18 protein-coding genes are annotated in these 23086 nt (G+C 63.8%); 2 read left to right on the forward strand and 16 right to left on the reverse strand.

Features of this window, described 5'->3' with window-relative positions:
- Nucleotides 1–175: 175 nt before the first annotated feature.
- Nucleotides 176–3094: a DNA polymerase I gene (gene polA / locus DEVEQU_RS06230; RefSeq protein WP_126149724.1), complete on the reverse strand. Its 2919-nt coding sequence runs from the start codon at nt 3092–3094 to the stop codon at nt 176–178.
- A gap of 253 nt (nt 3095–3347) precedes the next feature.
- Between polA and DEVEQU_RS06235 the strand changes: the two genes are divergently transcribed.
- Nucleotides 3348–3692: a response regulator gene (locus tag DEVEQU_RS06235; protein WP_206437796.1), complete on the forward strand. Its 345-nt coding sequence runs from the start codon at nt 3348–3350 to the stop codon at nt 3690–3692.
- Here the strand turns inward: DEVEQU_RS06235 and tsaE are convergent, their stop codons facing one another.
- From tsaE to DEVEQU_RS06280, 9 genes are all read right to left on the reverse strand, one after another.
- Complete coding sequence (tsaE, locus tag DEVEQU_RS06240; RefSeq protein WP_206437797.1) at nt 3693–4118, reverse strand: tRNA (adenosine(37)-N6)-threonylcarbamoyltransferase complex ATPase subunit type 1 TsaE; 426 nt, start codon at nt 4116–4118, stop codon at nt 3693–3695. It abuts the gene before it with no gap.
- Nucleotides 4119–4422: 304 nt separating this feature from the next.
- Nucleotides 4423–6876 (reverse strand): sensor histidine kinase, encoded by a 2454-nt coding sequence (locus DEVEQU_RS06245; protein ID WP_126149727.1) that lies wholly within the window; start codon nt 6874–6876, stop codon nt 4423–4425.
- Nucleotides 6877–7478: 602 nt separating this feature from the next.
- Nucleotides 7479–8882, reverse strand: a complete 1404-nt coding sequence (gene ahcY, locus DEVEQU_RS06250) for an adenosylhomocysteinase (protein ID WP_126149728.1) — start codon at nt 8880–8882, stop codon at nt 7479–7481.
- 129 nt (nt 8883–9011) lie between these two features.
- Nucleotides 9012–9530 carry a DUF2937 family protein gene (locus DEVEQU_RS06255; RefSeq protein WP_164550286.1) on the reverse strand — a complete coding sequence of 173 codons (519 nt, stop codon included), beginning with the start codon at nt 9528–9530 and terminating at the stop codon, nt 9012–9014.
- 110 nt (nt 9531–9640) lie between these two features.
- Entirely contained in the window at nt 9641–9946 is a 306-nt protein-coding gene (locus DEVEQU_RS06260) for an HPr family phosphocarrier protein (RefSeq protein WP_126149730.1), read from the reverse strand.
- Nucleotides 9947–9950: 4 nt separating this feature from the next.
- Nucleotides 9951–10352 (reverse strand): PTS sugar transporter subunit IIA, encoded by a 402-nt coding sequence (locus tag DEVEQU_RS06265; RefSeq protein WP_126149731.1) that lies wholly within the window; start codon nt 10350–10352, stop codon nt 9951–9953.
- A gap of 142 nt (nt 10353–10494) precedes the next feature.
- Nucleotides 10495–10962: an HPr kinase/phosphorylase gene (locus DEVEQU_RS06270; RefSeq protein WP_126149732.1), complete on the reverse strand. Its 468-nt coding sequence runs from the start codon at nt 10960–10962 to the stop codon at nt 10495–10497.
- 9 nt (nt 10963–10971) lie between these two features.
- Nucleotides 10972–12762 (reverse strand): sensor histidine kinase, encoded by a 1791-nt coding sequence (locus DEVEQU_RS06275; protein ID WP_223214122.1) that lies wholly within the window; start codon nt 12760–12762, stop codon nt 10972–10974.
- 9 nt (nt 12763–12771) lie between these two features.
- Nucleotides 12772–13491, reverse strand: coding sequence for a response regulator transcription factor (locus DEVEQU_RS06280; protein WP_126149733.1), 720 nt, complete (start codon nt 13489–13491; stop codon nt 12772–12774).
- A 247-nt stretch (nt 13492–13738) separates the two neighbouring features.
- On the opposite strand from DEVEQU_RS06280, the gene pckA reads away from it, so the two are divergent.
- On the forward strand, nt 13739–15331 hold the full coding sequence (gene pckA, locus DEVEQU_RS06285; RefSeq protein WP_126149734.1) for a phosphoenolpyruvate carboxykinase (ATP): 1593 nt from the start codon (nt 13739–13741) through the stop codon (nt 15329–15331).
- A 57-nt stretch (nt 15332–15388) separates the two neighbouring features.
- Here pckA and DEVEQU_RS06290 read toward each other — a convergent pair whose 3' ends face one another.
- From DEVEQU_RS06290 to DEVEQU_RS06315, 6 genes are all read right to left on the reverse strand, one after another.
- Nucleotides 15389–16114: a PadR family transcriptional regulator gene (locus tag DEVEQU_RS06290; protein ID WP_126149735.1), complete on the reverse strand. Its 726-nt coding sequence runs from the start codon at nt 16112–16114 to the stop codon at nt 15389–15391.
- Nucleotides 16115–16338: 224 nt separating this feature from the next.
- Nucleotides 16339–17472: an ROK family transcriptional regulator gene (locus DEVEQU_RS06295; RefSeq protein WP_164550288.1), complete on the reverse strand. Its 1134-nt coding sequence runs from the start codon at nt 17470–17472 to the stop codon at nt 16339–16341.
- 231 nt (nt 17473–17703) lie between these two features.
- The gene (locus DEVEQU_RS06300) at nt 17704–20895 is read right to left on the reverse strand and encodes an alpha-mannosidase (protein ID WP_126149737.1); all 3192 of its coding nucleotides are present in this window, start codon (nt 20893–20895) and stop codon (nt 17704–17706) included.
- A 264-nt stretch (nt 20896–21159) separates the two neighbouring features.
- Complete coding sequence (locus tag DEVEQU_RS06305; protein WP_126149738.1) at nt 21160–22098, reverse strand: aldo/keto reductase; 939 nt, start codon at nt 22096–22098, stop codon at nt 21160–21162.
- Nucleotides 22095–22628 carry a hypothetical protein gene (locus DEVEQU_RS06310; protein WP_126149739.1) on the reverse strand — a complete coding sequence of 178 codons (534 nt, stop codon included), beginning with the start codon at nt 22626–22628 and terminating at the stop codon, nt 22095–22097. The genes DEVEQU_RS06305 and DEVEQU_RS06310 overlap by 4 nt, the downstream gene beginning before the upstream one ends.
- On the reverse strand, nt 22598–22990 hold the full coding sequence (locus DEVEQU_RS06315; protein WP_126149740.1) for a VOC family protein: 393 nt from the start codon (nt 22988–22990) through the stop codon (nt 22598–22600). The genes DEVEQU_RS06310 and DEVEQU_RS06315 overlap by 31 nt, the downstream gene beginning before the upstream one ends.
- Nucleotides 22991–23086 lie beyond the last annotated feature (96 nt).

A 23086-nucleotide genomic window follows, 5' to 3' on the forward strand; every position in this document is an offset into this window, starting at 1 on the left:
GAGGGATTGAGGGAGGGGGTCCATCAGTGGATCGCTAAACGACCCCCACCCCGGCCCTCCCCTCAAGGGGGAGGGGGCGATGAAGCCGCATCAACCATAAGGCGAAACGCTCTAGCTCTACTGGCCTGACGGACTAAAATCGCGCCACTGGCGCGATTTTGCCCTGGCACGTCGATCAGTGCGCCTCATCCCAATTCTTGGCCGCATGTGCGTCCACCTGAATCGGCACTGACAACCGCACCGCCGGCTCTGCTGCGCCTTCCATCACCCGCTTGATCACCGGGATGGCAGCCTCTTCCGCTCCCTCGGGCACTTCGAAAATCAGTTCGTCGTGGACCTGCAGCAGCATGTCGGCGTCGACGCCGGCCCTCTGCAACTCGCCCTCCATGCGGATCATGGCGCGGCGGATGATGTCGGCGGCGGAGCCCTGGATGGGGGCGTTGATCGAGGCGCGTTCGACAAAGGCGCGTTCGCTGGGATTGCCGGAATTGGCATTGGGGAACTGGATTTTTCGGCCAAACAGCGTGGTGACATGGCCCTCGGCCTTCACCCGTATGCGCTGGGCGTCCATATAGTCCTTGATGCCCGGAAAACGCTCGAAATAGGTCTTGATATATTCCCCCGCCACCGAGCGCTCGATGCCCAGTTGGTTGGCGAGGCCAAAGGCGGAAATGCCATAGATGATGCCGAAATTGATCGCCTTGGCGCGCCGGCGCACATCGGAGGGCATGCCCTCAACCGGCACGTTGAACATTTCGCTCGCCGTCATGGCGTGAATGTCGAGCCCCTCCTCGAACGCATCCTTGAGCGCCTGGATATCGGCGATATGGGCGAGGACGCGCAGTTCGATCTGACTATAGTCGGCCGAGATCAGCACCTTTCCGGGCGGCGCGACGAAGGCGCTGCGGATTTTCCGCCCGTCCTCGGTACGCACCGGAATGTTCTGCAAATTCGGATCGTTGGACGAGAGCCGCCCGGTCAGCACCGAGGCCTGGCTATAGGAGGTGTGCACGCGGCCGGTGCGCGGATTGATATAGGTGGGCAGGGCGTCGGTATAGGTGCCCTTGAGCTTGGTCAGCTGCCGCCAGTCGACAATGGTGCGCGCCAGCGGAATGCCCTTCAGCGCCAGGTCCTCGAGCACATCGGCGCCGGTCGACCAGGCCCCGGTCTTGGTCTTGGTGCCGCCTTCCAAGCCCATCTTGTCGAACAGGATTTCGCCCAGCTGCTTGGGTGAGCCGAGATTGAAACTCTGCCCCGCCAATTCATGCGCCTCGGCCTCGAAAGCGGCAGCGCGCTGCGCGAAATCGCCCGAAAGCCGGGCGAGGATCTGCCGGTCCACCATGATGCCGCGCGCTTCCATGCGTGCCAGCACCGGGGCCAGCGGCCGCTCCAGCGTTTCGTAGAGCGTGGTGGCATTTTCGGCAGATAGCCGCGGCTTCAGCACATGCCAGAGCCGCAGCGTGACATCGGCATCCTCGGCGGCATAGCGCGCCGCGGCGGCGATATCGAGCTGGTCAAACGTCTTCTGGTTCTTGCCGGTGCCGGCCAGCTCGCTGAACGAAATGCATTTGTGCTCGAGCCAATGGTCGGCCAGAACGTCCATGCCATTATAGCGCGGGCCATCAAGCGCATAGGAGATGAGCATGGTGTCGTCGATCGGCGCCAGGGCGATGCCGTAGCGCTCCAGCACCTCCATGTCATATTTGACATTCTGCCCGATCTTGAGGATGGACGCGTCTTCGAGCACGGGCTTGAGCGCGGCCAACACGTCGCGAATGGGCAATTGCCCCTCGACCAGACCGCCCCCGCCCAACAGGTCGCCGGGCAGCGCATGGCCGACCGGGATATAGCAGCCCTCCCCGATTGCGGTGGAGAGGCAGATGCCGACGAGATCGGCCATTTGCGGATCGAGCCCGGTGGTCTCGGTGTCGATGGAGACGCGGCCCGTGTCGACGATCTTGTCCACCCATGCCGCCAGCCGCTCCGGCGTGGTCACGATCTCATAGGCATCGTAATCGACCGGGATGGCCTTGACGCGCGCATGTTCCTCGGCGGCGTGGCGGGCCGGGCCGGTGCCCGGCGTGGCATTGGCGGCCAGCTTAGCCTTGGCCACGGACAGCGAGGTGGATTTCTGCGGCGCGCCGACATCGGTGGACCCGCCGGCCTTGAGCTCCGGATCGGCTTCGAAATCGTCGGGATTGGCTTCGAGCAAGGTCGCCAGCCGCTTGGTAATGGTGGCGAACTCCATCGCCTTGAGGAAGGGGAACAGCGCCGAAGGCCGCATCGGCTGGCGCACCAGCCCATCGAGCCCGATCTCGACCGGCACCTTTTGTTCGAGCGTCACCAGGCGCTTGGAAATCCGGGCCAATTCGGCATTGTCGATCAGCTTCTGCCGCCGCGCCGGCTGCTTGATCTCCTCGGCGCGGCTCAAGAGCGTCTCGAGATCGCCATAGGCATTGATCAGCTCGGCGGCGGTTTTCACCCCGATCCCCGGCACGCCCGGCACATTGTCGACGCTGTCGCCGCAGAGCGCCTGCACGTCGATCACCTTGTCGGGCGACACACCGAACTTGGTCATCACCTCGTCCGGCCCGATCCAGCGCAAAGGCGGCTGTCCGGGGCGCGGAATGGTGTCGAGCAGGCGGATCGAGCCATCGGGCTCCACCAGCTGCATCAGGTCCTTGTCCGAGGAGGCGATGGTGACCTTCATGCCGGCCTGGCGTGCCATCACCGCATAAGTGGCCATGATGTCGTCGGCTTCCCAGCCTTCCATTTCGATGGAGGGAATGGAAAAAGCCCGCGTCGCCGAGCGGGTCAGCGGAAATTGCGGCACCAGTTCCTCGGGCGCCGGCGGCCGCTGGGCCTTGTAATCGGGATAGATGTCGTCGCGAAACGTCTTGCCCTTGGCGTCGAAGATGACGGCCATATGGGTGGGGGCCTCATCGCCATCCATGTCCTGGGTCAGCTTGAACAGCATGTTGCAAAAGCCCTGGACACAGCCCACCGGCAACCCGTCCGACTTGCGGCTGAGCGGCGGCAAAGCGTGGAAGGCGCGGAAAATATAACCCGAGCCATCGACGAGCAGCAGATGCATGAGGCGATTCCTTATTCTTGCGGGCCGAACTTTACCGTCTTGCCGCCGATAAAGGCACCCACTTTTGCCAGGGTCTGTCAGTGGCAAACAGAAAGCAAATCCTGGCCTCCGCAATGGACCTAGGATTGCCACTTTCATCGGCTACACACAGAATTGAAACTTGGTAGACTGTTCTACCTTGGTAGTTTGCGGCACCCAGGAAGGATAAGATTTGCAACCGATCCCAGCCCAGCAACGGGGGGACCTCCTCTTGGTGGTGGACGACGACGCCCTGATCACGCTCAATACGGTCGATCTCCTGACCGAGATGGGCTATCGGGCGCTCGAAGCCTATTCCGGTGCAGAAGCGCTGGAGATTTTGCGCCAGCGCCAGGATGTCGGCGCGATGATCACCGATTTTTCCATGCCGGGCATGACCGGGGTGCAATTGGCCGAGGCGGCGCGTGGGTTGCATCCGGGCCTGCCGATCCTGCTCGCCACCGGCTATGCCGAATTGCCCGATGGCGCCCATTGCGATTTTCCGCGGCTCGAAAAGCCGTTTCGCCAGGAAGAGTTGGCCCGCAAGATCGAGGCACTGCTGGCGCGCGCCGCCAGCTGATCAGCGCCGCGTGACGCCAGCCATGCGGCCATTGCCGCCGGGCGGAATGGCCAGCGTCACCACCACGCTGGCGGCCGTGGCAATTTCGGGCGCGCGTTCGGCCCACTCCACCAAGACGATGGCTTCGGGATCATCCAGCAAGCCCAGTTCGTCCACCTCGCTGGCATCGGCCAGTCGATAAAGATCGGCATGCAGCACCGGCGCCAGCGGTGTGTCATAGGGTTGGACGATGGCAAAGGTGGGCGAGGGCACTTCAAGAGCCGTGTCGCCGGCAAGGGCCCTGATCACGGCACGAGCCAGGGCGGTCTTGCCGGCGCCGAGATCCCCTTCCAGTCGCACGATATCGCCCGGCTGTAGTGTCGCCGCCAGCGTCGCGCCGAAGGCTGCGGTCGCATCGTCATCGGGCAGGAAGGTCTCGTTCAGCACTTGGCTCGGCTCCTCTTCTCCTCCCCCGGGAGGGCAGAGGGTTATCGCATAGGGCTTGAGCCCTCATCCACAACGATCAGCAGGGCGCTCGCTGGCGATAAGTTGGCACGGTGCTCCCCATCCACCGTTCGACCCTCGGGCTCGACCCGAGGGCGGCATGATGCTCATTGCTCCTGTCGCGTCAAAGCCGGACACACAGGCGATGCAACTCCTCTCGCTCCTTCAGGGGAAGGCTGGGAGGGGGTGTGCAGCACGCTCAAACCCATGAGCGATCGTCCTGCCCGCAACGCCTTCCTGCTGCAACCTACTCCGCCACTCCCGCCACGGCGCTATCGAGTGGCAGGTTGACGATGATGCGGCTGCCCTTGGGCTCGCGCCGTTCCGCCGAGATGGTGCCGCCATGCAGGTTGACGAAGGTCCGCACGATCGAGAGCGCCAGCCCGGCCCCGCGTTGGCGGCCGCTGGCCTGGGTCGTATCCAGCCGGGTCAGAATGGCCGATTTCATCTCGTCGGTCAGGCCCGGGCCCTCATCCTCGATGACGAACAGCATGCGGCCGGCGCGATGGCCCACGGTGAGGCGGATTTCTCCACCCGGCGGCGAGAAGCGCGCGGCGTTGGACAAGAGATTATAGAGCACCTGCACGATGCGGGTGCCGTCGGCGACGAATTCGGGCAGGCTCGGCTCGATGTCGATGACGAGGTTCGGCGGCTCGCCCGAGAGGTCATGCAGCGAGGCGGTAAGGCCGGCGCGCGCCTTTTCGACGAGGCTGGTGACATCCTGCGGCTCGGGATTGAGCTCGGCAATGCCGGCATCCACCGAAGCCAGGTCGAGAATATTGTCGATCAGCACGGCCAGCGTTACCGAGGAAGCCCGGATATAGTCGAGATATTCGCGCTGGCGCGGATTGAGGTTTTCGCCCTCGGCTTCGGCCAGAAAATCGGAAAAGCCGATAATATTGGTTAGCGGCGAGCGCAATTCGTAGGAGACGTTCTCGACAAAGGCGTCCTTGAGCCGATCGGCGGCCACCAGGGCGTCATTGCGTTCCTTGAGCACCTTGGAATAGCCGGCGCTTTCGGTGACATCGAGAAAGGTCATCATCGTCTGCCCATCGGGCAGGCGGGTGATGGCATAATCCACCAGCCGCCCGTCGGAGCGGTTGATGCGGCCGGTCTGATCGGTGCGGGTGGGATTGAGGTCGATGATACCGCGCTTCAGATCACGCCAGATCGAGGCGCCGTCCTCGGGAATGGCGCGGCCGGAGGCTTCGGCGATCTGGTCGATATGCGGATTGGCGCCCAGCTCGTTCATCGGCACCCGCCACAGCTTGGACAGTTGCGGATTGGATAGGGTCAGCCGACCATTGGTCCCGAACACGGCCACTGCCTCGGTCAGCGCGTTGATGGTCTCGCGCAGCACATTGGTAAAGGCCTTGTTGGTGCTTTCGAGCTTCAGTCGCTCGGTCAGGTCTTCAAAGACATAGATGACGCCACCCTGGGCCCCGGCCGGCGCCGAGATGACCTTGATGGTGCGGCCATCGGGCAGGTGCCAGGGTTCGGCCTCGAAAGGCTCCTTGCGCGCATAGCTCTCCAGATGCCTGGTGCGCCAGGTATGATAGTCGACCTGGTTGGGCAATTGCCCTTCGGTGCGCAGCTTGTCGAGAATGGCGCGTTCATCCAGCCCCAGCACCAGAAAGCGCGGGTCGAGATTCCACAACCGCGCATAGGCCTGGTTGAACTGCACCAGTTCGCGCTTGGCGTTGAAGATGGCGATCGGTGTGCCCAGGGCGTCGATAATGCCGGCAATATGGGTGATGCCGCTCTCGGGCGGTGGCGGTTCTGCTGCCATGGCGCCGCTGGGGCGGAGATAGCCGGCGCGACCCTGGCCCACCGGAAATTCGATCAGCTCGAACTTGCCCTGCCGGCCGAGATCGAGTGGCAGGCTTACCGGCTGGTCGGTGGCGTCGCAGCGCTTGAGATGGTCGGCCAGTCGCTTGGCATCGAGCAATTCGGGCGTTTCGCCTTCGCCGCCCCAACCCAATGTACGGGCCAAAGCCAGATAAGCGGGATTGGCATAGATCAGCTGGTCGTCCTGGTCGCGCAGGAAAGCCGGTTTGGACAGCAGCGCCAGGATGGCGCGCGCACTGTCCATGTCCTCGGTGCTGCTGTCGCGCTCGGCATTGGGCTGGCTGAAGGCGGGGCGCAGGCGCAGCGCCGTCGCGCCGCCCATGACCCAGCCGCTGGCCCGTACCACGCGGCCGTCATTGGTCTCGATACTGGTGGAAAAGCTCTGCCCATGCAGGCGCAGATCCTCGATATGGCGCGCCAGCCGATTGGCCTGGGAGGGTGGCAGCCAGCTGTGCAGGTTGAGCACGCTCTGGGGCGGGCGGCCGATCGGCAGCACCGAGGCGGCCTGCCCCAGCACCCGCGCCTGCCCATCTTCCTGCTCGGTCCACAACACCGTCAGCTCGCGATTGCCCGCGATCAGGTTCTCATATTCGTCGACCAATGCGCGCAGGCTCGACACCTGTTCGGCCGCCAGGCGCTTGGTGGCGCGGCTGTCCCTGAGCAGGGTGCGCACCGCCAGCATGGCGATCAGGCCGAAGCCGCCAGCGCCAACTGCGATCGCAATGGGGGCGATGCCGCCCAAATTTGCCACGGAAAGACCCTGTGCCGAGGCGGGGGCGGCCATCATCAGGGTAAGTGGGGCTGTGGCGACGCCAACGAATCCCCAACGCTTCCGGAACCGATCCGGCGCCATAGACGGCCCTCTTTCATTCTTGTTGCGCTGCCAGTCCGGCCAGGAGGGCCGGTACGCCTGCACTTGAAAACCGAAGCGGTCGACGCAAAAGCGCAGTGCGCTTCCATCCGCCCCGAACGGTCCGCGTGTCCCCCCGCGTTCCGAATCATCCAGACCATAGCGGTCCGAACATGGGGGCAAAAGAGTCTTCCTGCCTGTGCGTTGCGGGCAAATGCCCCTCAAAGCCCTTGACCGGGAACGAAACAGAAACCTTTAAGAAAGATTAACGCCAGTGTTTCATCGAAGGGTTTCACCGGGGAAAACAGGTCGCGTGGTTAATCGATTTTAAGAGAGTTTGCGGCCCTGGCTCGCCTCCGGCCCGACCCGGGGGCGACATTGCGCCGTTGCGCTCCTCTCTCGCCCAGCACCCGATGCGGCTCCTCCCCCTTCTTCAGGGGGAGGTTGGGAGGGGGTCTGCAGCGCGCGCCGGCCAAACTGCCTGGACAAAAACTGCGTCCAGATTGCTCGGAATGGCTGAATCACCCAAAAAACCAAAAAGGCGCAGCGCATTGCTGCGCCACGCCTCCGATCATCGTGTCCCCCTAGGTCGGAGGCAACGCCTCTTAGTAGCGGTATTCGCCTGATTTGAACGGGCCGTTCTGGCTGACTCCGATATAGTCGGCCTGGTCCTTGGTCAGCTTGGTCAGCTTGGCGCCCAGCTTGGCCAGGTGCAATTCGGCGACCTTTTCGTCGAGATGCTTGGGCAGCACATGCACCTTCTTCTCGAGCTTGGCGCCATTGGTCCACAGCTCGATCTGCGCCAGCGTCTGGTTGGAGAAGCTGGCCGACATCACGAAGCTCGGATGGCCGGTGGCATTGCCCAGATTGACCAGGCGCCCCTCGGACAGCACGATCAGGCGCTTGCCATCGGGCTTTTCGACCAGGTCCACCTGCGGCTTCACATTGGTCCACTTGAAGTTGCGCAGCGCCGCGATCTGAATTTCGTTGTCGAAATGCCCGATATTGCAGACGATGGCCATGTCCTTGAGCTTGCGCATGTCGTCGAGGGTCAGCACGTCGCGATTGCCGGTGGCGGTGACGACGATATCGGCGCGCGGGGCGGCCTCTTCCAGCGTCACCACCTCAAAGCCTTCCATGGCCGCCTGCAGGGCGCAGATCGGGTCGACTTCGGTCACCAGCACGCGGGCACCGGCGCCGCGCAGCGATTCTGCCGAGCCCTTGCCGACATCGCCATAGCCGCAGACGATCGCCACCTTGCCGGCCAGCATCACATCGGTGCCGCGACGAATGGCATCGACCAGCGATTCACGGGTGCCATACTTGTTGTCGAACTTGGACTTGGTCACCGAGTCATTGACGTTGATGGCCGGGAAGGGCAGCTCGCCCTTGGCATGCAGCTGGTAGAGGCGCATCACGCCCGTGGTGGTTTCCTCGGACACGCCGCGGATGGCGGCGCGGATGCTCGAATAGAAGTTCGGATTCTGGGCCAGGCGCTTCTTGATGGTGGCAAAGAAGATTTCTTCTTCCTCATTGCCCGGCTTGTCGAGAATGGAGGGATCCTTCTCGGCCTTGGCGCCGGTCAGCACCAGCATGGTGGCGTCGCCGCCATCGTCGAGGATCATGTTGGGCGTGCCACCATCGCCCCACTGCATCATCCGGTCGGTAAATTCCCAATATTCGTCCAGCGTCTCGCCCTTATGCGCAAACACCGGAATGCCGGCTGCTGCGATGGCGGCGGCGGCATGGTCCTGGGTCGAGAAGATATTGCAGCTGACCCAGCGTACATCGGCGCCCAGCGCCACCAGCGTCTCGATCAGCACCGCGGTCTGCACCGTCATGTGCAGCGAACCGGCAATGCGCGCGCCCTTCAGCGGCTGGGCCGCGGCATATTCCTCGCGGATCGCCATCAGGCCCGGCATCTCGATTTCGGCGATGGAGATTTCCTTGCGGCCGAAATCGGCGAGGGCGATGTCCTTGACCGCGTAATCGGTCGGGCTCTTGGTCATGTCTGGCTCCGGAATGCTTGATATCTTGGCCTTGTCTATACGGGAGCCCCGGTTACCGATCAATGACGGACATAAAGATTTGTTTATATCCCCTTGCTTTCCGCCGGCTCCGGCCGCGCCCCCGCGCCCTCAGCTGCGATAGATGCGGTCGCGGCTGCGGCGCTTGCGGAAGGGCAGGGCGAAGAAGCGCACCAGTCCAGACAGCACCAGATAGCCGAGGATGAACCCGCCGCCGGCATAGAGAATGCCCTCCATGGTCACCGGCACGGCAGGCTTGTAGTTCTCCAGCGTCCGCCGTCCGATATCGGTGTCGAGATAGGCGGGCAGCGATTGCAGCCGCTGCAGCGGATCGGCGCCCTGGATACGCTCCAGCGTCGAGCTGAGCTGTTCATAGCGCAGGAAAGTGCGGCTCATGCTGTCGCCGCGTTCGGCGAGAAAGCTGTCGGTGGAGGCTTCGTAACGGTCAAGCGCGCTTTCCCGGTCCAGGCCGCTCTGGGTGGCGGCGCGGTCGAAATCCTCGGTGATGACCCGCAATTCGTCCACCGCCCCGCCCAGGCGCTGGGTATATTGCTGCGCATATTCGGGAAACTGGCTGAGCGTCACCGCCAGCCCGATCCCACCGACCCCCGCAATCAACTGCCTCAACACATCGGTTCTCCACCCAATTGCCGGACCAGCACTATTGCGCAGTCTCTGGGCAAGAAAAAGTCAGCGCCGCCGCTGGTGATGGTCGCAAAACTCAAGATATCAGGGTCGGGTTAAGTCTCGGCCCCGTCGACATCCTCGTCAAAGCCGTTATTGACCAGTTCGACAATGGCCTCGAGCGCTTCGCGCGCCTGCTTGCCGGTGGCCTGTACCAGAATGGTCGAGCCGGGCCCGGCGCCCAGCATCATCAGCCCCATGATCGAATTGCCGGCCACCGAGGTGCCGTCCTTGATCACGCTGATGGCGGCGTCGAAGCATTCGGCGGTGCGCACGAAGCGCGCCGAGGCGCGGGCATGCAGGCCCTTGCGATTGAGAATCGTCAGTTGCTGGGCAACCGCCCGGCCGGAACCGGCGTCCATGATGTCAGGCTCCACCCAGAACGGCATTGGCCACGGTGATGTATTTCTTGCCCGCTTCCTGCGCCATGGCAACTGCCTGCTGCATGTCCATCTCGCCGCGAATACGTCCGAGCTTGACCAGCATGGGCAGGTTCACCCCGGCGATCACCTCGACCTTGCGGTTCTGCATCACCGAAATGGCCAGGTTCGAGGGCGTGCCGCCGAACATGTCGGTGAGAATGATCACACCGTCCCCGGTTTCGGCCCGGTCGATGGCGGCCAGAATGTCCTCGCGCCTTGTTTCGGCATTGTCTTCTGGTCCTATGGCGATGGTTTCGCAATAGTCCTGCGGGCCGACAACATGTTCCAGCGCCAGCTTGAATTCATCAGCCAGCGCGCCATGCGTCACCAGAACCAACCCGATCATGCACAATCCCCAGATGGCCGCTCAACTGCGGATTGTTCCGCACGGCGGTCGTTCAGCCCCTTGCCGGCGGCATCGCCGGAGCCCCAAAGGCAGGTGCTCCATAGTCTTGCCGCCATGGAGAATCGTTGCAAGGGATAATTTGTCACGCTTGTGTGGGTTGTCCGCTTGCGCGCAGCGCCGCGACCACCAGCAGAATCTGGTGACCCAGACTCACCACCCCGGTCTGCGGCACCGGCGCCCGCGCCAGCATACGCCCGAAAAGCTCGGTCTGCAGCTCCTCTTCCTCCACCAGCCGCATCAGATCGGGCACGAGATCGACCACGAGATGCAGTTCCGCCTGGTCCTGATGCGGGCAGGTGATGATGCCGCGTCCGCGCAGTTCGATCATGCCCGCGAGGCGCGGCGGCGCCCGCATGACGAGGTTTTCTCCCTCATCCACGATATCGACGCGGTCATCGGCGATCAGTGCCGCCTCCAGCCCACGCCCTTCCCAGCGATCCAGCAGCGCCAGCGTCAGCACCGACTTGCCGGCGCCCGAAGGCCCGCGCAGCAGAACGCCCTTCCCCCCAAGAACCAATGCGGTTCCATGCACATTGTTTGGCTTGTTCATCCCGCCAATCTATTTGCGGGCTTTTGGCAGCACAATTGTAAAAACCGCGCCGGACCGGTCTGTGCGATTATGCGCCCGGATCGTTCCCTTATGCGCATCGACGATCTGCTTGGAGATGGAGAGGCCCAGGCCCGAATGATTGCCGAAACTCTCGGTTTCGGGCCGGTCGGTATAGAAGCGCTGGAAGATGCGGGTGACATCGCCGGTGATCCCCGGTCCTTCGTCGGTCACCGTCACCTGCATGCTGTCGCCCTCGGTGGACACAGCCACGCTGACTGTGCCGCCGGGCGGCGAGAAGGACACCGCATTGTCGATGAGATTGGCAAAGACCTGCGCCAGACGGCTTTCATGCCCGGATATGGTGGTCGAGCCCTTGCCCAGGCGCTTGCCCATGACGACGTTGACGTCGCGTCCCGCGGCCACGTCGCGCTGGATGGCCACCATGGCTTCGGCCAGTTTTTCGACATCCACCGCTTCGGCGCTTTCACGCGCCAGTTCGGCATCCAGCCGGCTGGCGCTGGAAATATCGGTGATCAGCCGGTCGAGGCGCTTCACATCGTGCTGGATGATGGCGTTGAGCCGCTCGCGATCTTCCGGCTTCTTGGCAAGGGGCAGGGTTTCCACGGCCGAGCGCAGCGAGGTCAGCGGGTTCTTGAGTTCATGCGCAACGTCGGCGGCAAAGCGTTCGATGGCCTCGATGCGATTGTACAGCGCGTCGGTCATCCGCCGCAGCGCATAGGACAGGTGGCCGATTTCGTCGGGGCGGTCGGTGAGGTCGGGAATTTCGGCGCGGGCATTGCCGGCGGTCTGCACCCGTTCGGCTGCCGCCGACAGGCGCCGCATCGGCCCGGCTATGGTGCCGGCGAGCAAAAGCGACAGGGCGATCTGCACGGCAGCCGCGATCAGCGCGATGCGCAATATGCTCCAGCGCTCCTGCGTCACCACCGAATCGATATCGCCCGGCGCGGTCGAGAGCAGGATCACCCCGACAATGGCGCGCAGGCGCTGCACCGGCACGGCCACCGAGACTACGAGATGGTTTTGCGCGTCGACGCGCACGAAATCGGCCGGGGCACCCTGCAGCGCCGAGGCGACCTCGGGATAGCGCGTGCCTTCGTTCGCCTCGTATTCCTGGTATTTTGGGTAATTGTCGCCCGGCGACCAGGCCATGAAGGCATTCCACCAGTCCACCAAGAAGAACGAGCCGTTCTGGCTGGTATCGATGGTTTTGCGCAGCACTTCGCCCCGGGCATAGATGTTCTCGCTGTCGAGAATCAGCAGGCCCTGCTGGTCATAGATGCGGGCGCGGGTGCGGGTGGGGGTGATGAGGTTACGCAAAAGCGGCGCCACCCGTTCCGGACTGATGGGAAATTCCAGCGTCGGATCGAAGTAGGACAGCGGGGAGACATTGCCCGCCTGCAGTTCCAGCAGGCGATCGGGATTGACCGATATTACATCGCTGTCGACCGTGGCCGAGGCGGCAATGGCGGCGGCGATGATTTCGCCCTGCACCCGCAGAGATTGCACGCGCGCATCGATCAGCCCGGCGCGCCACTGGTTGAGATAGAGAATGCCCACCACCAGCACCAAGAGCCCGGCCATGTTGAGCACGACGATGCGGCGGGTGAGGCTGGAAAAGATGGTGATGTCGAGAAAGCGGCGAATGCCGGCCACGCCCTTGCGCAACCAGCGCGCCAGAGGACGAAGCCCACCGCGCGCCGGGCGCGACGTGCTCTTGCCCGCCGCCGCATCGTCGCTGCGGGAGCGCCCCTCGTCGAGCTCTGGATCGAGCGTGGCCACCTCTTTCGCCTATTGCTCCTTGAAGCGATAGCCGACGCCATACAGCGTCTCGATCATCTCGAAGTCGTCGTCGGTGGACTTGAACTTCTTGCGCAGCCGCTTGATGTGGCTGTCGATGGTGCGGTCGTCGACATAGACCTGGTCGTCATAGGCGGCATCCATCAGCGCATTGCGCGATTTCACCACACCGGGACGCAGGGCAAGGGCCTGGAGAATAAGAAATTCGGTGACGGTAAGGGTGACTCGCTGACCCTTCCAGGTACAGGTATGGCGCTCCTCGTCCATGACCAGCGAGCCGCGCTCGATCAGCGCCTTGCCCGGCATCGGTTCGGCGCCGGGCGTGCCGGCGGCCGCGGAGGGGTCGCGCGGGGCGGAGCGGCGCAGGATGGCCTTGACGCGTTCGACCAGGAGACGCTGGCTGAACGGCTTGGTGATGAAATCGTCGGCGCCCATCTTGAGGCCGAACAATTCGTCGATCTCTTCATCCTTACTGGTGAGGAAGATCACCGGCACATCCGATTTCTGCCGCAGCCGCCGCAGCAGCTCCATGCCGTCCATGCGCGGCATCTTGATATCGAGAATGGCCAGGTCCGGCTTATCGGTGGTCAGGCCTTCGAGGCCCGAGGCGCCATCGGTATAGGTTGCGACCTGATAGCCTTCGGCTTCCAGGGTCAGGGACACCGAGGTGAGAATATTGCGATCATCGTCCACTAGGGCGATCTTGGGCATGTTCTGCCTTTCTCTTCGTGACGCTTGTCGGCGCGCGCATCAGCGCAATAGAGCCGTTGGTGCGACGTTCAAGCGACAATTACGCACTAAATAAGGCGGGGCCAAGCCTTGTGCCAGGGCGCCGGGACATTTCCAGCGTCTCAGACTTCCGTCTTACGACCGATTTCGGGATGGTTGAACCCATCCTGTCACCCGTATTTTCCGCCCATCGGCTGCCCGTGCTGGCAGCGTCAGTGGAGACGGAATGATGACCGCGTTCGACCATGTGTCCCTGCGCACCCAAATTGCGACTGCCGCCCAATCGTTGAGCGACAACGCCATCGCCCCGGAACTGGTTGCCCTGGCGCTCTCCGCCGGCGAGCCGAAGCTGACCGCCGATGGTGCCCTTTCGGTGCGCACCGGTGCCTTTACCGGTCGCTCGCCCAAGGACAAATATATCGTTCGCGATGCCCTGACCGAGAACAGCGTCTGGTGGGACAATTCCGGCGCCATGGCGCCGGAAAGGTTCGACCTGCTGCTCGCCGACGTCACCGCTCATCTCGCCGGTCAGGACCTGTTCCGCCAGGACCTGCTCGCCGGGGCCGATCCGCGCCACCAATATGCCGTCACCGTGCTGACCCCAAGCGCCTGGCATGCCCTGTTCATCCGCAATCTCCTGATCCGCCGCGGCGAGGGCATCGACGCATCCCCCGGCGCGACAGCGGTCACCATCGTGCACGCCCCCCATTTCAAGGCCGATCCGGCCCGTCATGGCTGCCGCACCGATACCGTCATCGTGCTCGACATGAGCCGCAACCTCGTCATCATCGCCGGCACGCTCTATGCCGGCGAGATCAAGAAGAGCGTCTTCAGCCTCTTCAACTTCCACGCCCCGCGCAATAATGTGCTGCCCATGCATTGCTCGGCCAATCTCGGCCCCGATGGCGAGGCAGCCCTGTTCTTCGGCCTTTCCGGCACCGGCAAGACCACGCTCTCCAATGATCCCGATCGGCCCCTGATCGGCGACGACGAGCATGGCTGGAGCGATGACGGCGTCTTCAATCTCGAAGGCGGGTGCTATGCCAAGACCGTCAAGCTCTCGGCCAGCGCCGAGCCCGAAATCTTCGCCGCCACCAGGCGCTTTGGCACGGTGCTCGAAAATGTCGTGCTCGACGACCAAAGCGTGCCCGATTTCAACGATATCTCGCTGACCGAAAATACCCGCGCCGCCTATCCCATCCATGTCCTGCCCTCGATCGCCCCGGGCAGCACTGGCGGCACGCCGAAAACCGTGGTGTTCCTCACCGCCGATGCCTTCGGCGTCCTGCCGCCTCTGGCCCGGCTCACCCCGGAACAGGCGGTCTATCACTTCCTCTCCGGCTACACCGCCAAGGTGGCCGGCACCGAGCGCGGTGTCACCGAACCGCAGGCCACCTTCTCGGCCTGTTTCGGCGCCCCCTTCATGCCGCTGCACCCCACCGTCTATGGCGACATGCTGGCCCAGCGCCTCAAGGCCAGCGGCGCCCAGGCCTGGTTGCTCAACACCGGTTGGACCGGCGGCGGCTATGGCGTGGGCAAGCGCATCGACATCGCCTCCACCCGCCGCCTGCTGACGGCAGCTTTGGATGGCTCGCTCGACATGATCGACATGCGCTTTGATCCGCTCTTCGGCTTCGAAGTGCCGCTGCATGTCGCTGGCGTCGACGACAAGCTGCTCGATCCGCGCCGCACCTGGGTCGATGGCGATGCCTATGACGCCCAGGCGACGAAATTGGTGGAGCTGTTCCGCCGAAATTTCCAGAAATTCGGCCCCGACGCCAATGCCGAGGCCGGTCCCCGGCTGCAAATGGCGGCCGAATAAGCAAAGGGGCGAACCTCGGGACCGCCCCTTCTCTTTGCGATCGATGTCGCGGGCCGGTTAGAGATCGACCTCGTCATCGCCCAGCCCATCCACCTCGGCGGCGGCGCGGCGCAGGATCTCGGCGGCCCGGCGCTGCTGCTCTTCGCTGCCCCGCCGGGCCTTCTTCAAAGCCAGCTTCAGCGCCTTGCGCGCCGCTTCCAGCTCCGGCGTTGCATCATGCATCGGCCGGTCATGCTCATGCCGTCCGGGTCCGCCGCCATGGCGCTCGCCCCAATGCGGCGGCACCGGGCCATCCTCGGCGCGGCCCTCGCCCTGGAACGGCCAGTCGGCCCGCACGAATTCGCGAAAGCGGTTCATCTGCTCGCCGGTCTTGGCCAGGAAATCCAGGGTCGAGGCGACGGCCTCGCGGTTTTCCTCCAGATGCGCCTTGCCCTCTTCGGTAATGGCATAAAGCTTCTTGTTGCCATCGGCCGCCGAGGTCACATAACCGGCCTCCTCGAGGAAGGTCAGCGCCGGATAGACAATGCCGGGGCTGGGCGAATAGACCCCGTTCGAGCGCTCTTCCACCGCCTTGATCAGGTCATAGCCGTGCCGGGGCTGCTGCTCGATCAGATAGAGTGCCACCAGCCGCAGGTCGCCCGAGGCCAGCATGCGCCCGACGCGCATATTGCCCCCCCAATTGCCGAATTCGTCATCGGCCATGCGCTGCATGCGCCCCCAGCCGCGCCGCGCCATCTGCTCGAACTTGCGCCAGTTCGGCTCGCCGTCTTTCCAATAGCTCATGGTTATATCTCCAGATATGTTTTCAAACCCGTGGCCTGGAGATCGGCACGGCAAAGACCAGTTTCAAGATATATCTTACGATCAAATTTCGCACAGCGACGACAGCGCTCGGGCCGACGCCGTCAAGGGGGAGGGCTGGGTTGGGGGGATGAGAGCCCGGTGCCAATTCGCCATCTGCGGAAGCGAAACAATTCAGCGCCCTGCTAAGAGCAAACGCGCAAAACCTAAAAATGCCGGCGCAGCAGGGCCAGTTCGGCGGCGCCGATGGCCGGGGCCAGCCCGCCGAGTTGGCCGGGCAGGATGCGCGGCGGCCGCGCATAGGTGACCGGCAGGGCTGCCAGGTCCTCGGTGACACGCTCCACCAGCCGGGCGGTGATGTCATCGCCCAGCATGGTGCCGATCACCACCGTGCCGGTTTCGACCACGGTGGCGGTGTTGAAGACGGTCTGCGCCAGGGCCTTGGCGCTGTCGGCGATCCACAGATCAACCTCGGGCGCGATGGCGTCCCAATCCCATTGCGCCGGCAGATGCGTCTCCTGCGCCTTGCCGGCCGCCGCCAGCCGCTGGCGCAGCGCCCCCACCGAGGCGATGGCATGGGCCGTCTGCGGCCCGTCATGTTCGGTGGGCACCAGCATGGCGCCGAGATCGGCGGCATTGCCGCCCGCGCCTTCCCACAGCGCCCCGCCCTCGACAATGCCGGCGCCGATAAAGCTCGAAGCCAGCAGATAGACGACATTGGCCGGCCGCGGCTGGGGCAGGGCGATGAACTCGCCCCAGCAGCCGGCGCTGCCGTCATTGACGCAGGTAACGTCGAGCCCGGTGCGCTCCTTCAGCACGGCGCCGAGATCGATCTCGGCCCACTGCCGCGCCGCGTCCTCGGGCGCATCGAGGCGCTGCAGCTTGGCCACCAGATTGGAGGGAATGGCGACGCCGATATCGAGCAGGCGCGCCCGCTCAGGCTCCTGCAAGTGTGCGCCCAGCTCTGCCGTCCATTTGGCGACCAGGTCGATCACCGTCTCGCATTGGGGGAATTCATAGCGCGCCTGCCGGCGGCTGAGCACGGTGGCATGCAGGTCGAGCAGCAGCACATCGACATGGTTCCAGCCGATCTCGACCCCGAAGGCAAAGCCGCTGCAGGCCCGCAGGAAAAACGGCGTTGCCGGTTGCCCGCGCCGTCCGCGCAGCACCTCGCCCCGCTCCACCAACCCGCTTTTCTCCAGATTGGTCAGAATGGCCGACACCGTCTGCGGCGCCAACCCGCACAGCCGCGAAATCTCGGCATTGGACAGGCCCGGATTAAAGCCGATGGCCCGCAAAACCGCGCGCTCATTGGCGCGGCGCAGCCCGTGATGCTGCATGCCGCGCCCCGCGCCACCAAATGTGCCCCCCGGCAGGTCCGACAAATCCATCGCCGGTCACACGCCGCTATGTTCAGTCGGGCTCTGCGGCCGCGCTCTGGCAAAAACCATCGTCACAGAAGTCGCTCCACTGCCGCCGCTGGCGCGCTAAATGACTGATTCGTAACAAATTACATCGGCATCATGACAAAGCTGCCCGAGCCCGCCAAGCCCTTGGGCGCCGGCTTGAACTCAAGTCTTAACCAAAATTGTCAGGATTTCAAACGGGTGCAGGCAAAGCGTGATCGTCTGCTCCGAAATCGGCAGTTCCGGCCCGGCATTCTCCTCCATCAGATTGACCAATCGTGCGCTGGCGATCGGCAGGCCGAAACGCAATTTCGCCTCGGCGCGACGATTGGCGGTTTCCACCACGCGCAACACCAGACCTGTGCCGGCCTCGGCCTGTTTCACCGTTTCCACGGTCACATTGTCGGCGTCGCTGCCGACAAGGCTGAAGGCCTCGGTCATGGCCGGCGGCTGGCCCTGCGGCGCGAGACTGCCGATGGCGGCAATGGGATTGTTGAAGCGCTCGGCGGCCCGGTGCACCGCCGTCAGATCGCTCAGCCCCTCATGGACGAACAGGCCATAGCGCAGCCGGTGCTCGCCCCTATCAGCATCGGGGTCGGGATAGGACGGGCCACGCACCAGCGTCAGCCGCACCGTGTCGTCATGGGCGTCATAGCCATATTTGCAGTCATTGAGCAACGCCGCGCCGAAATCGGGCTCGCTCATATCGACCCAGCGATGCATCGAGGCCTCGAAGCGCGCCTTGTCCCAGCTGGTATTGCGGTGCGTGGCGCGGGTGATATGGCCAAACTGGATTTCCGACCGCACCTCGGAGACGTTGAGATCGAAACTGAACTCGGCCTTCAACACCTGGGCGCGCTCCTGCCAGTCGATGAAGGTGTCGAATTCAAGCTGGCGCTCGCCTTCAGCCAGCGACACCACCTGCACCACCCGCGATGCCTGATAGGTCCGCACAATGCGTAGCGCCGCCCGGTGCGGTCCGCTCTCGACCACGCTGATCTCTGCGGGCATTTCGGTGAGCGGCCAGCCCTGCTCCTCGAAATAGGCGTCGATATCCCAGGCGTCCCAGTCCTTGGATTTGTCCTCATAGCTCACGAGCCGGTTAGCGGTGGTTCCGGGTTTCAGCACCTCGCGCTGCCTGATCTTGTCGAACACCGAGGTGATCTCGCCCCGCCCGTCGAGCTCGAACCGCAACAGCTCATTTTCGAGATGGTTCGGCGATACCGACAGCGTCGTTGCGCTCGGCGAAGCGCCCGGCACCACGGCCGCACCCGACCAGCCCAGGGACGCGACCGCGGCCGGCGCAGCATAGATGGCGCTGCCATCGGCGCGCTGCAGGCGCTGGATCGGCTCTCTCCCATCGCCCTGGGCGAGACTGGCACCTGCCAGCGCCGGGTTTTCGCCCAGCTGCACCAGCTCGTGCCGGGCCTGGCTGGTGAAATTGACCAGCGCCAGTCCGTCCGGGCTGAGGCCGATGGCGGCGCGCGCGGCGCTGTGCCAGGGGCCATTGCCCGAGGCCAGGGTCGAAAAGATGCGCTGGTATTCGGCGTTGCTGTCGACATAGACTTCCGGGATCGAGGTGCCGGGCAGAATGTCGTGGAACTGGTTGATCAGCACCAGCTCCCAGAATTCGGCAAGGCTGTCTTTCGGATAGGGCTGCCCCGCCCTTTCCGCTGCCATGGCGCCGAGAAATTCCAGCTCCCGCAGCATCCGCTCCGCCCTGCGATTGGCCGCCTTGGTCTTGGCCTGGGTGGTGAGGGTGCCGCGGTGATATTGCAGATAAAGCTCACCAACCCAGGTGGGGAAGCGGCCGGGATCGGCCGTCATGCGTTGCCCCAGCCGCTCGAGAAACGGCACGATGCCTTCCAGCTTGACCTTCGGCGCTCCGGGAATGCCGCGTTCCAGCCGCGTGCCGCGCTCGATCATCGCCCGTGTCGGCCCGCCGCCGCCATCGCCATAGCCATAGGACATGACCACTTCGTCATGGGCCGCCTTGGGTTCATAGCGTTTCCAGGCGCCCATGGTCTCGCTGACCGAGAGATCGCCATTATAGGTGGTGTAGATCGCGTCGCTCTCGAAACGCTGCGCCGTAATCAGTTGCGCCTTGATGGTGCTGCCGTCGATCCCGCGCCAGAAAAAGCTGTCATAGGGATGCCTGTCGGTATCGTTCCAGCTCAATTTGCTGGTGACGAAATAGTCGAGGCCCGACTTGGCCATGATCTGCGGCAGGTTGGCGGAATAGCCGAAGGTGTCGGGCAGCCACACGGTTTTCGGCGTCACCCCGAAATGCTCCTGGTGAAACCGCCGCCCGCGCATGATCTGCCGCACCAGGCTCTCGCCCGAAACGATATTGGCGTCCGGCTCCACCCACATGGCGCCTTCGATCTCGAACTGCCCGGCCTTCACCCGCTCCAGCAGGCGCGTCCACAATTGGGGATAGTCGCGCTTCAGAAAATCGAACAGCACCGACTGGTTATACATGAAGATGAACTGCGGATACTCCTCCATCAGCCGCAGCACCGTGGCAAAACTGCGCGCCGTCTTGTCGCGCGTATGCATGACCCGCCAGAGCCAGCCGACATCGAGATGGGTCGAGCCGACGGCGGTGATCTGCGCCTTGGCCTCGGTATCGGTGAGGGCATAGATTTCGGCCGCAATGGCCTCGGCCGCGTCCAGGCTCGCCTCCAGTGCCGCGCCATAGGCGCCGCGCCGATCCAGCGCCCGCAGAGAGCGCTCCACCCGATCCAGAATGGCATGGCGCCGCCCGTCGTGCTGGTTGAGCCGCACCGCCACCTCCAGCGGCGTCATCAGGTCATAATAGAGCTTTTCCACCCGCGCGTGCCGCAGATGAAAGCTGACGCCAAACCCCACCAGCGGCCGCTCGAAAAAGGTAAAGGCATTGATCAGCACCACATGGCGGTTTCCAGGCACCGCCGCGTCTTCGATCACCAGTTCGGTATGGTTGCCATCCAGCGCCTGAACGATCTCGCCATCGAGATAGGCGAGGCATTGCGGATCGGTCGAGCCCGGCCGCTCCTGCCACTGGCTCGAAACCGCCATGACCAGCCTCTGCCCACGAGCCGCCTCCGGCACCACGATCTCGGCGGCGAACCAGGTATGGCCCTGCTTCTTGGCCCAGACCGATTCTGGCCCAAAGGCCTCCCAGCTGCGCCAGTCCGCAGCCAGCGCCGTTTCCGCGTCGATGTCGCCGCGCTGCACCCGCCAGGCAAAAGCCAATTCGATCGGCGTGCGGATCTTGCCTTCGAGATCGGCGCAAAGCCGAAACAGCTTGCCCTCGCGCTTGATATCATCATCGAGCAGACCAAGCTTGGCCGCGAGCGGGTTGGAATAGGGCATGGCAAGGTCCCGGGCGCTGGGATGGAAACGACCCAAACGCTACCCCCAAAATTGCAACGTTGCAATTGTCACAAAACAAAAAGAGGCCGCTCGATGGTGCCGGCCCTTCTCCAACGTTTTTGGCAACGTCTGGCCGCTACGCGAGGCGGCCCCTCCGTCAGGGGGAGGCTGGGAGGGGGTGAGCAGCACGCTCAAACCATATGCGATAGCCCTGTATAAAATGGGGCGGAGGGTTATCAGTGGCGCACTGATAACCCTCACGGATCAAGCCCCCGCAGCCGTCAGCTTCTCCGCCGCCGCCTCAGGCAGGCTGAGACGCGCCCCGCGGGCGATGGATTTGACCTGCTCCACCGAGGTGGCCGAGGCGATGGGCGCCGACACGCCCGGCTGGGCGATGAGCCAGGCCAGCGCCACCTCGGCCGGCTTGGCGTCGAGTTCGGCCGACACTTCGTCCAGCGCATCGAGGATCTTGAAGCCCTTGTCGGTGAGATAATTGCCCACCCCGCCGCCGCGCTGCGATTGGCCCAGATCCGCCTTGCTGCGATATTTGCCGCTGAGGAAGCCCGATGCCAGGCTGTAATAGACGATAGCGCCGACCTCGTTTTCGAGCAGGAACGGACGCAGCGCCTCGAACTCGGCGCGATCATAGAGATTGTAGCGCGGCTGGGTGACCTCATAGCGCGGCAGCGATTTTATGATCGCGATCTCCTGCGCCGCCGCCATCATTTCAGCCGTGTAATTGGACGCCCCGATGACGCGCACCTTGCCGGAACGGATCAGCGTGTCATAGGCGCCCAGCGTTTCCTCGTGCTCGGTCTCTTCATCCGGCCAGTGGCTGAAATAAAGATCGATATAATCGGTCTGCAGGCGCTTGAGCGACGCTTCGACGCTTTCGCGGATCGCATCGGCCTTGAGCCCGCCCGGCGTCTTGCCCGAATTGACCTTGGTGAACAGGTGTATCGCCTCGCGATTGCCGCGCGCCTTCATCCATTTCCCGATGATGGTCTCGCTCATCCCCGGCGGATTGCCCGGCACCCAGTTCGGATAGCCCTCGGCGGTGTCGATGGCGGTAAAACCCTCCTCGACATAGGCATCGAGAATGTCGAAGCCGCGCGCCTCGTCCACGGTCCAGCCAAACACATTGCCGCCCAGTACCAAGGGTTCGATCACCAGTTCAGAGCGGCCCAGCGGACGTCGGTTCATTGTCGGTCTCCATTGTCATCTTGAGGGTCAATGCCCGGCTCGGCATTTCGTTCAGCCCGCGGCGCGCACCAATAGAGCGCTTCGGCAATGGCGGTGAACGAGCCGCTGAGGTCGATAAAGGCAAAGGGCGCGTCGCTGTCGGCTTCGTGCCTCAGATAGATATAGGAACCGTGCCGCAGCCGATCCAGCAGCCAGTCCGCATCATCGGCCCCGGCAAAGCGCGCCCCATAGGGGCCCCGCTCCGCAACCGCCGCTAACACCATCGTCTCCCGGTCGGCGGTAATCTCCCAGCGCCCGCCATCCCCGCCCCGGCGGCTCGAGAGTACATGCACGCCCACGGCAAAATCATCCTCGCAGCGCACCACGAGGCAGGCATGCGCCTCGGCATCCGCATCGCGCGAACAGCCCATGCTGGCCCGGTCGCCCTCGCCCGGAAACGGCGAATAGTGCCAGCCCGGCTCGATCCCCTGTGCCGGAGCGGCCAACAGGCCCAGCGCCATCACGGCCGTTTTGGCGCGATCAAATCCCATTTGTTTCCATAAAGATCGGCGAACACCACAACGCTGCCATAGGCCTCGTGTCGCGGCGCCTCGAGAAAACGGACGCCATTGGCCAGCATCTGCTGATAGCTCCGCTCGAAATCCTCGGTTTCGAGAAAAAACACCACCCGGCCGCCAGCCTGATTGCCCACGGCCGCATCCTGCTCGGCGCCGTCCGCTTTGGCCAGCAGCAGCTGCCCACCCCCCTGCTGGTCCGGCGCCACCACCACCCAGCGCTTGCCTTCCCCGAGATGGGTATCCTCGATCAGCACAAAGCCCAGCCGATCGCGGTAAAACGCGATGGCGTCATCATAATCGCGCACGAGCAGAGTGATTTTTGCAAGTCTAGCCATAATGACCCATCGTTTACGTCCAATCCCTCGCGGTCAAGCCGCCGAACGGTTCTCTGAATAACCGTCCAATTCTGTGGAATGCCCCCGAGACCGTCA

This window comes from Devosia equisanguinis (assembly GCF_900631955.1).
In the GTDB taxonomy this organism is placed as follows: Bacteria; Pseudomonadota; Alphaproteobacteria; order Rhizobiales; family Devosiaceae; genus Devosia; species Devosia equisanguinis.

Coding starts and splice junctions, on each gene's coding strand:
- polA (WP_126149724.1), bottom strand. CDS start 3,094: ATGCATCTGCTGCTCGTCGATGGCTCGGGTTATATTTTCCGCGCCTTC.
- DEVEQU_RS06310 (WP_126149739.1), bottom strand. CDS start 22,628: ATGGGATTTGATCGCGCCAAAACGGCCGTGATGGCGCTGGGCCTGTTG.
- DEVEQU_RS06245 (WP_126149727.1), bottom strand. CDS start 6,876: ATGGCGCCGGATCGGTTCCGGAAGCGTTGGGGATTCGTTGGCGTCGCC.
- DEVEQU_RS06280 (WP_126149733.1), bottom strand. CDS start 13,491: ATGCCCAAGATCGCCCTAGTGGACGATGATCGCAATATTCTCACCTCG.
- DEVEQU_RS06270 (WP_126149732.1), bottom strand. CDS start 10,962: ATGAACAAGCCAAACAATGTGCATGGAACCGCATTGGTTCTTGGGGGG.
- DEVEQU_RS06300 (WP_126149737.1), bottom strand. CDS start 20,895: ATGCCCTATTCCAACCCGCTCGCGGCCAAGCTTGGTCTGCTCGATGAT.
- pckA (WP_126149734.1), top strand. CDS start 13,739: ATGACCGCGTTCGACCATGTGTCCCTGCGCACCCAAATTGCGACTGCC.
- DEVEQU_RS06315 (WP_126149740.1), bottom strand. CDS start 22,990: ATGGCTAGACTTGCAAAAATCACTCTGCTCGTGCGCGATTATGATGAC.
- ahcY (WP_126149728.1), bottom strand. CDS start 8,882: ATGACCAAGAGCCCGACCGATTACGCGGTCAAGGACATCGCCCTCGCC.
- DEVEQU_RS06305 (WP_126149738.1), bottom strand. CDS start 22,098: ATGAACCGACGTCCGCTGGGCCGCTCTGAACTGGTGATCGAACCCTTG.
- DEVEQU_RS06290 (WP_126149735.1), bottom strand. CDS start 16,114: ATGAGCTATTGGAAAGACGGCGAGCCGAACTGGCGCAAGTTCGAGCAG.
- DEVEQU_RS06265 (WP_126149731.1), bottom strand. CDS start 10,352: ATGATCGGGTTGGTTCTGGTGACGCATGGCGCGCTGGCTGATGAATTC.
- DEVEQU_RS06295 (WP_164550288.1), bottom strand. CDS start 17,472: ATGCAGCATCACGGGCTGCGCCGCGCCAATGAGCGCGCGGTTTTGCGG.
- DEVEQU_RS06260 (WP_126149730.1), bottom strand. CDS start 9,946: ATGGACGCCGGTTCCGGCCGGGCGGTTGCCCAGCAACTGACGATTCTC.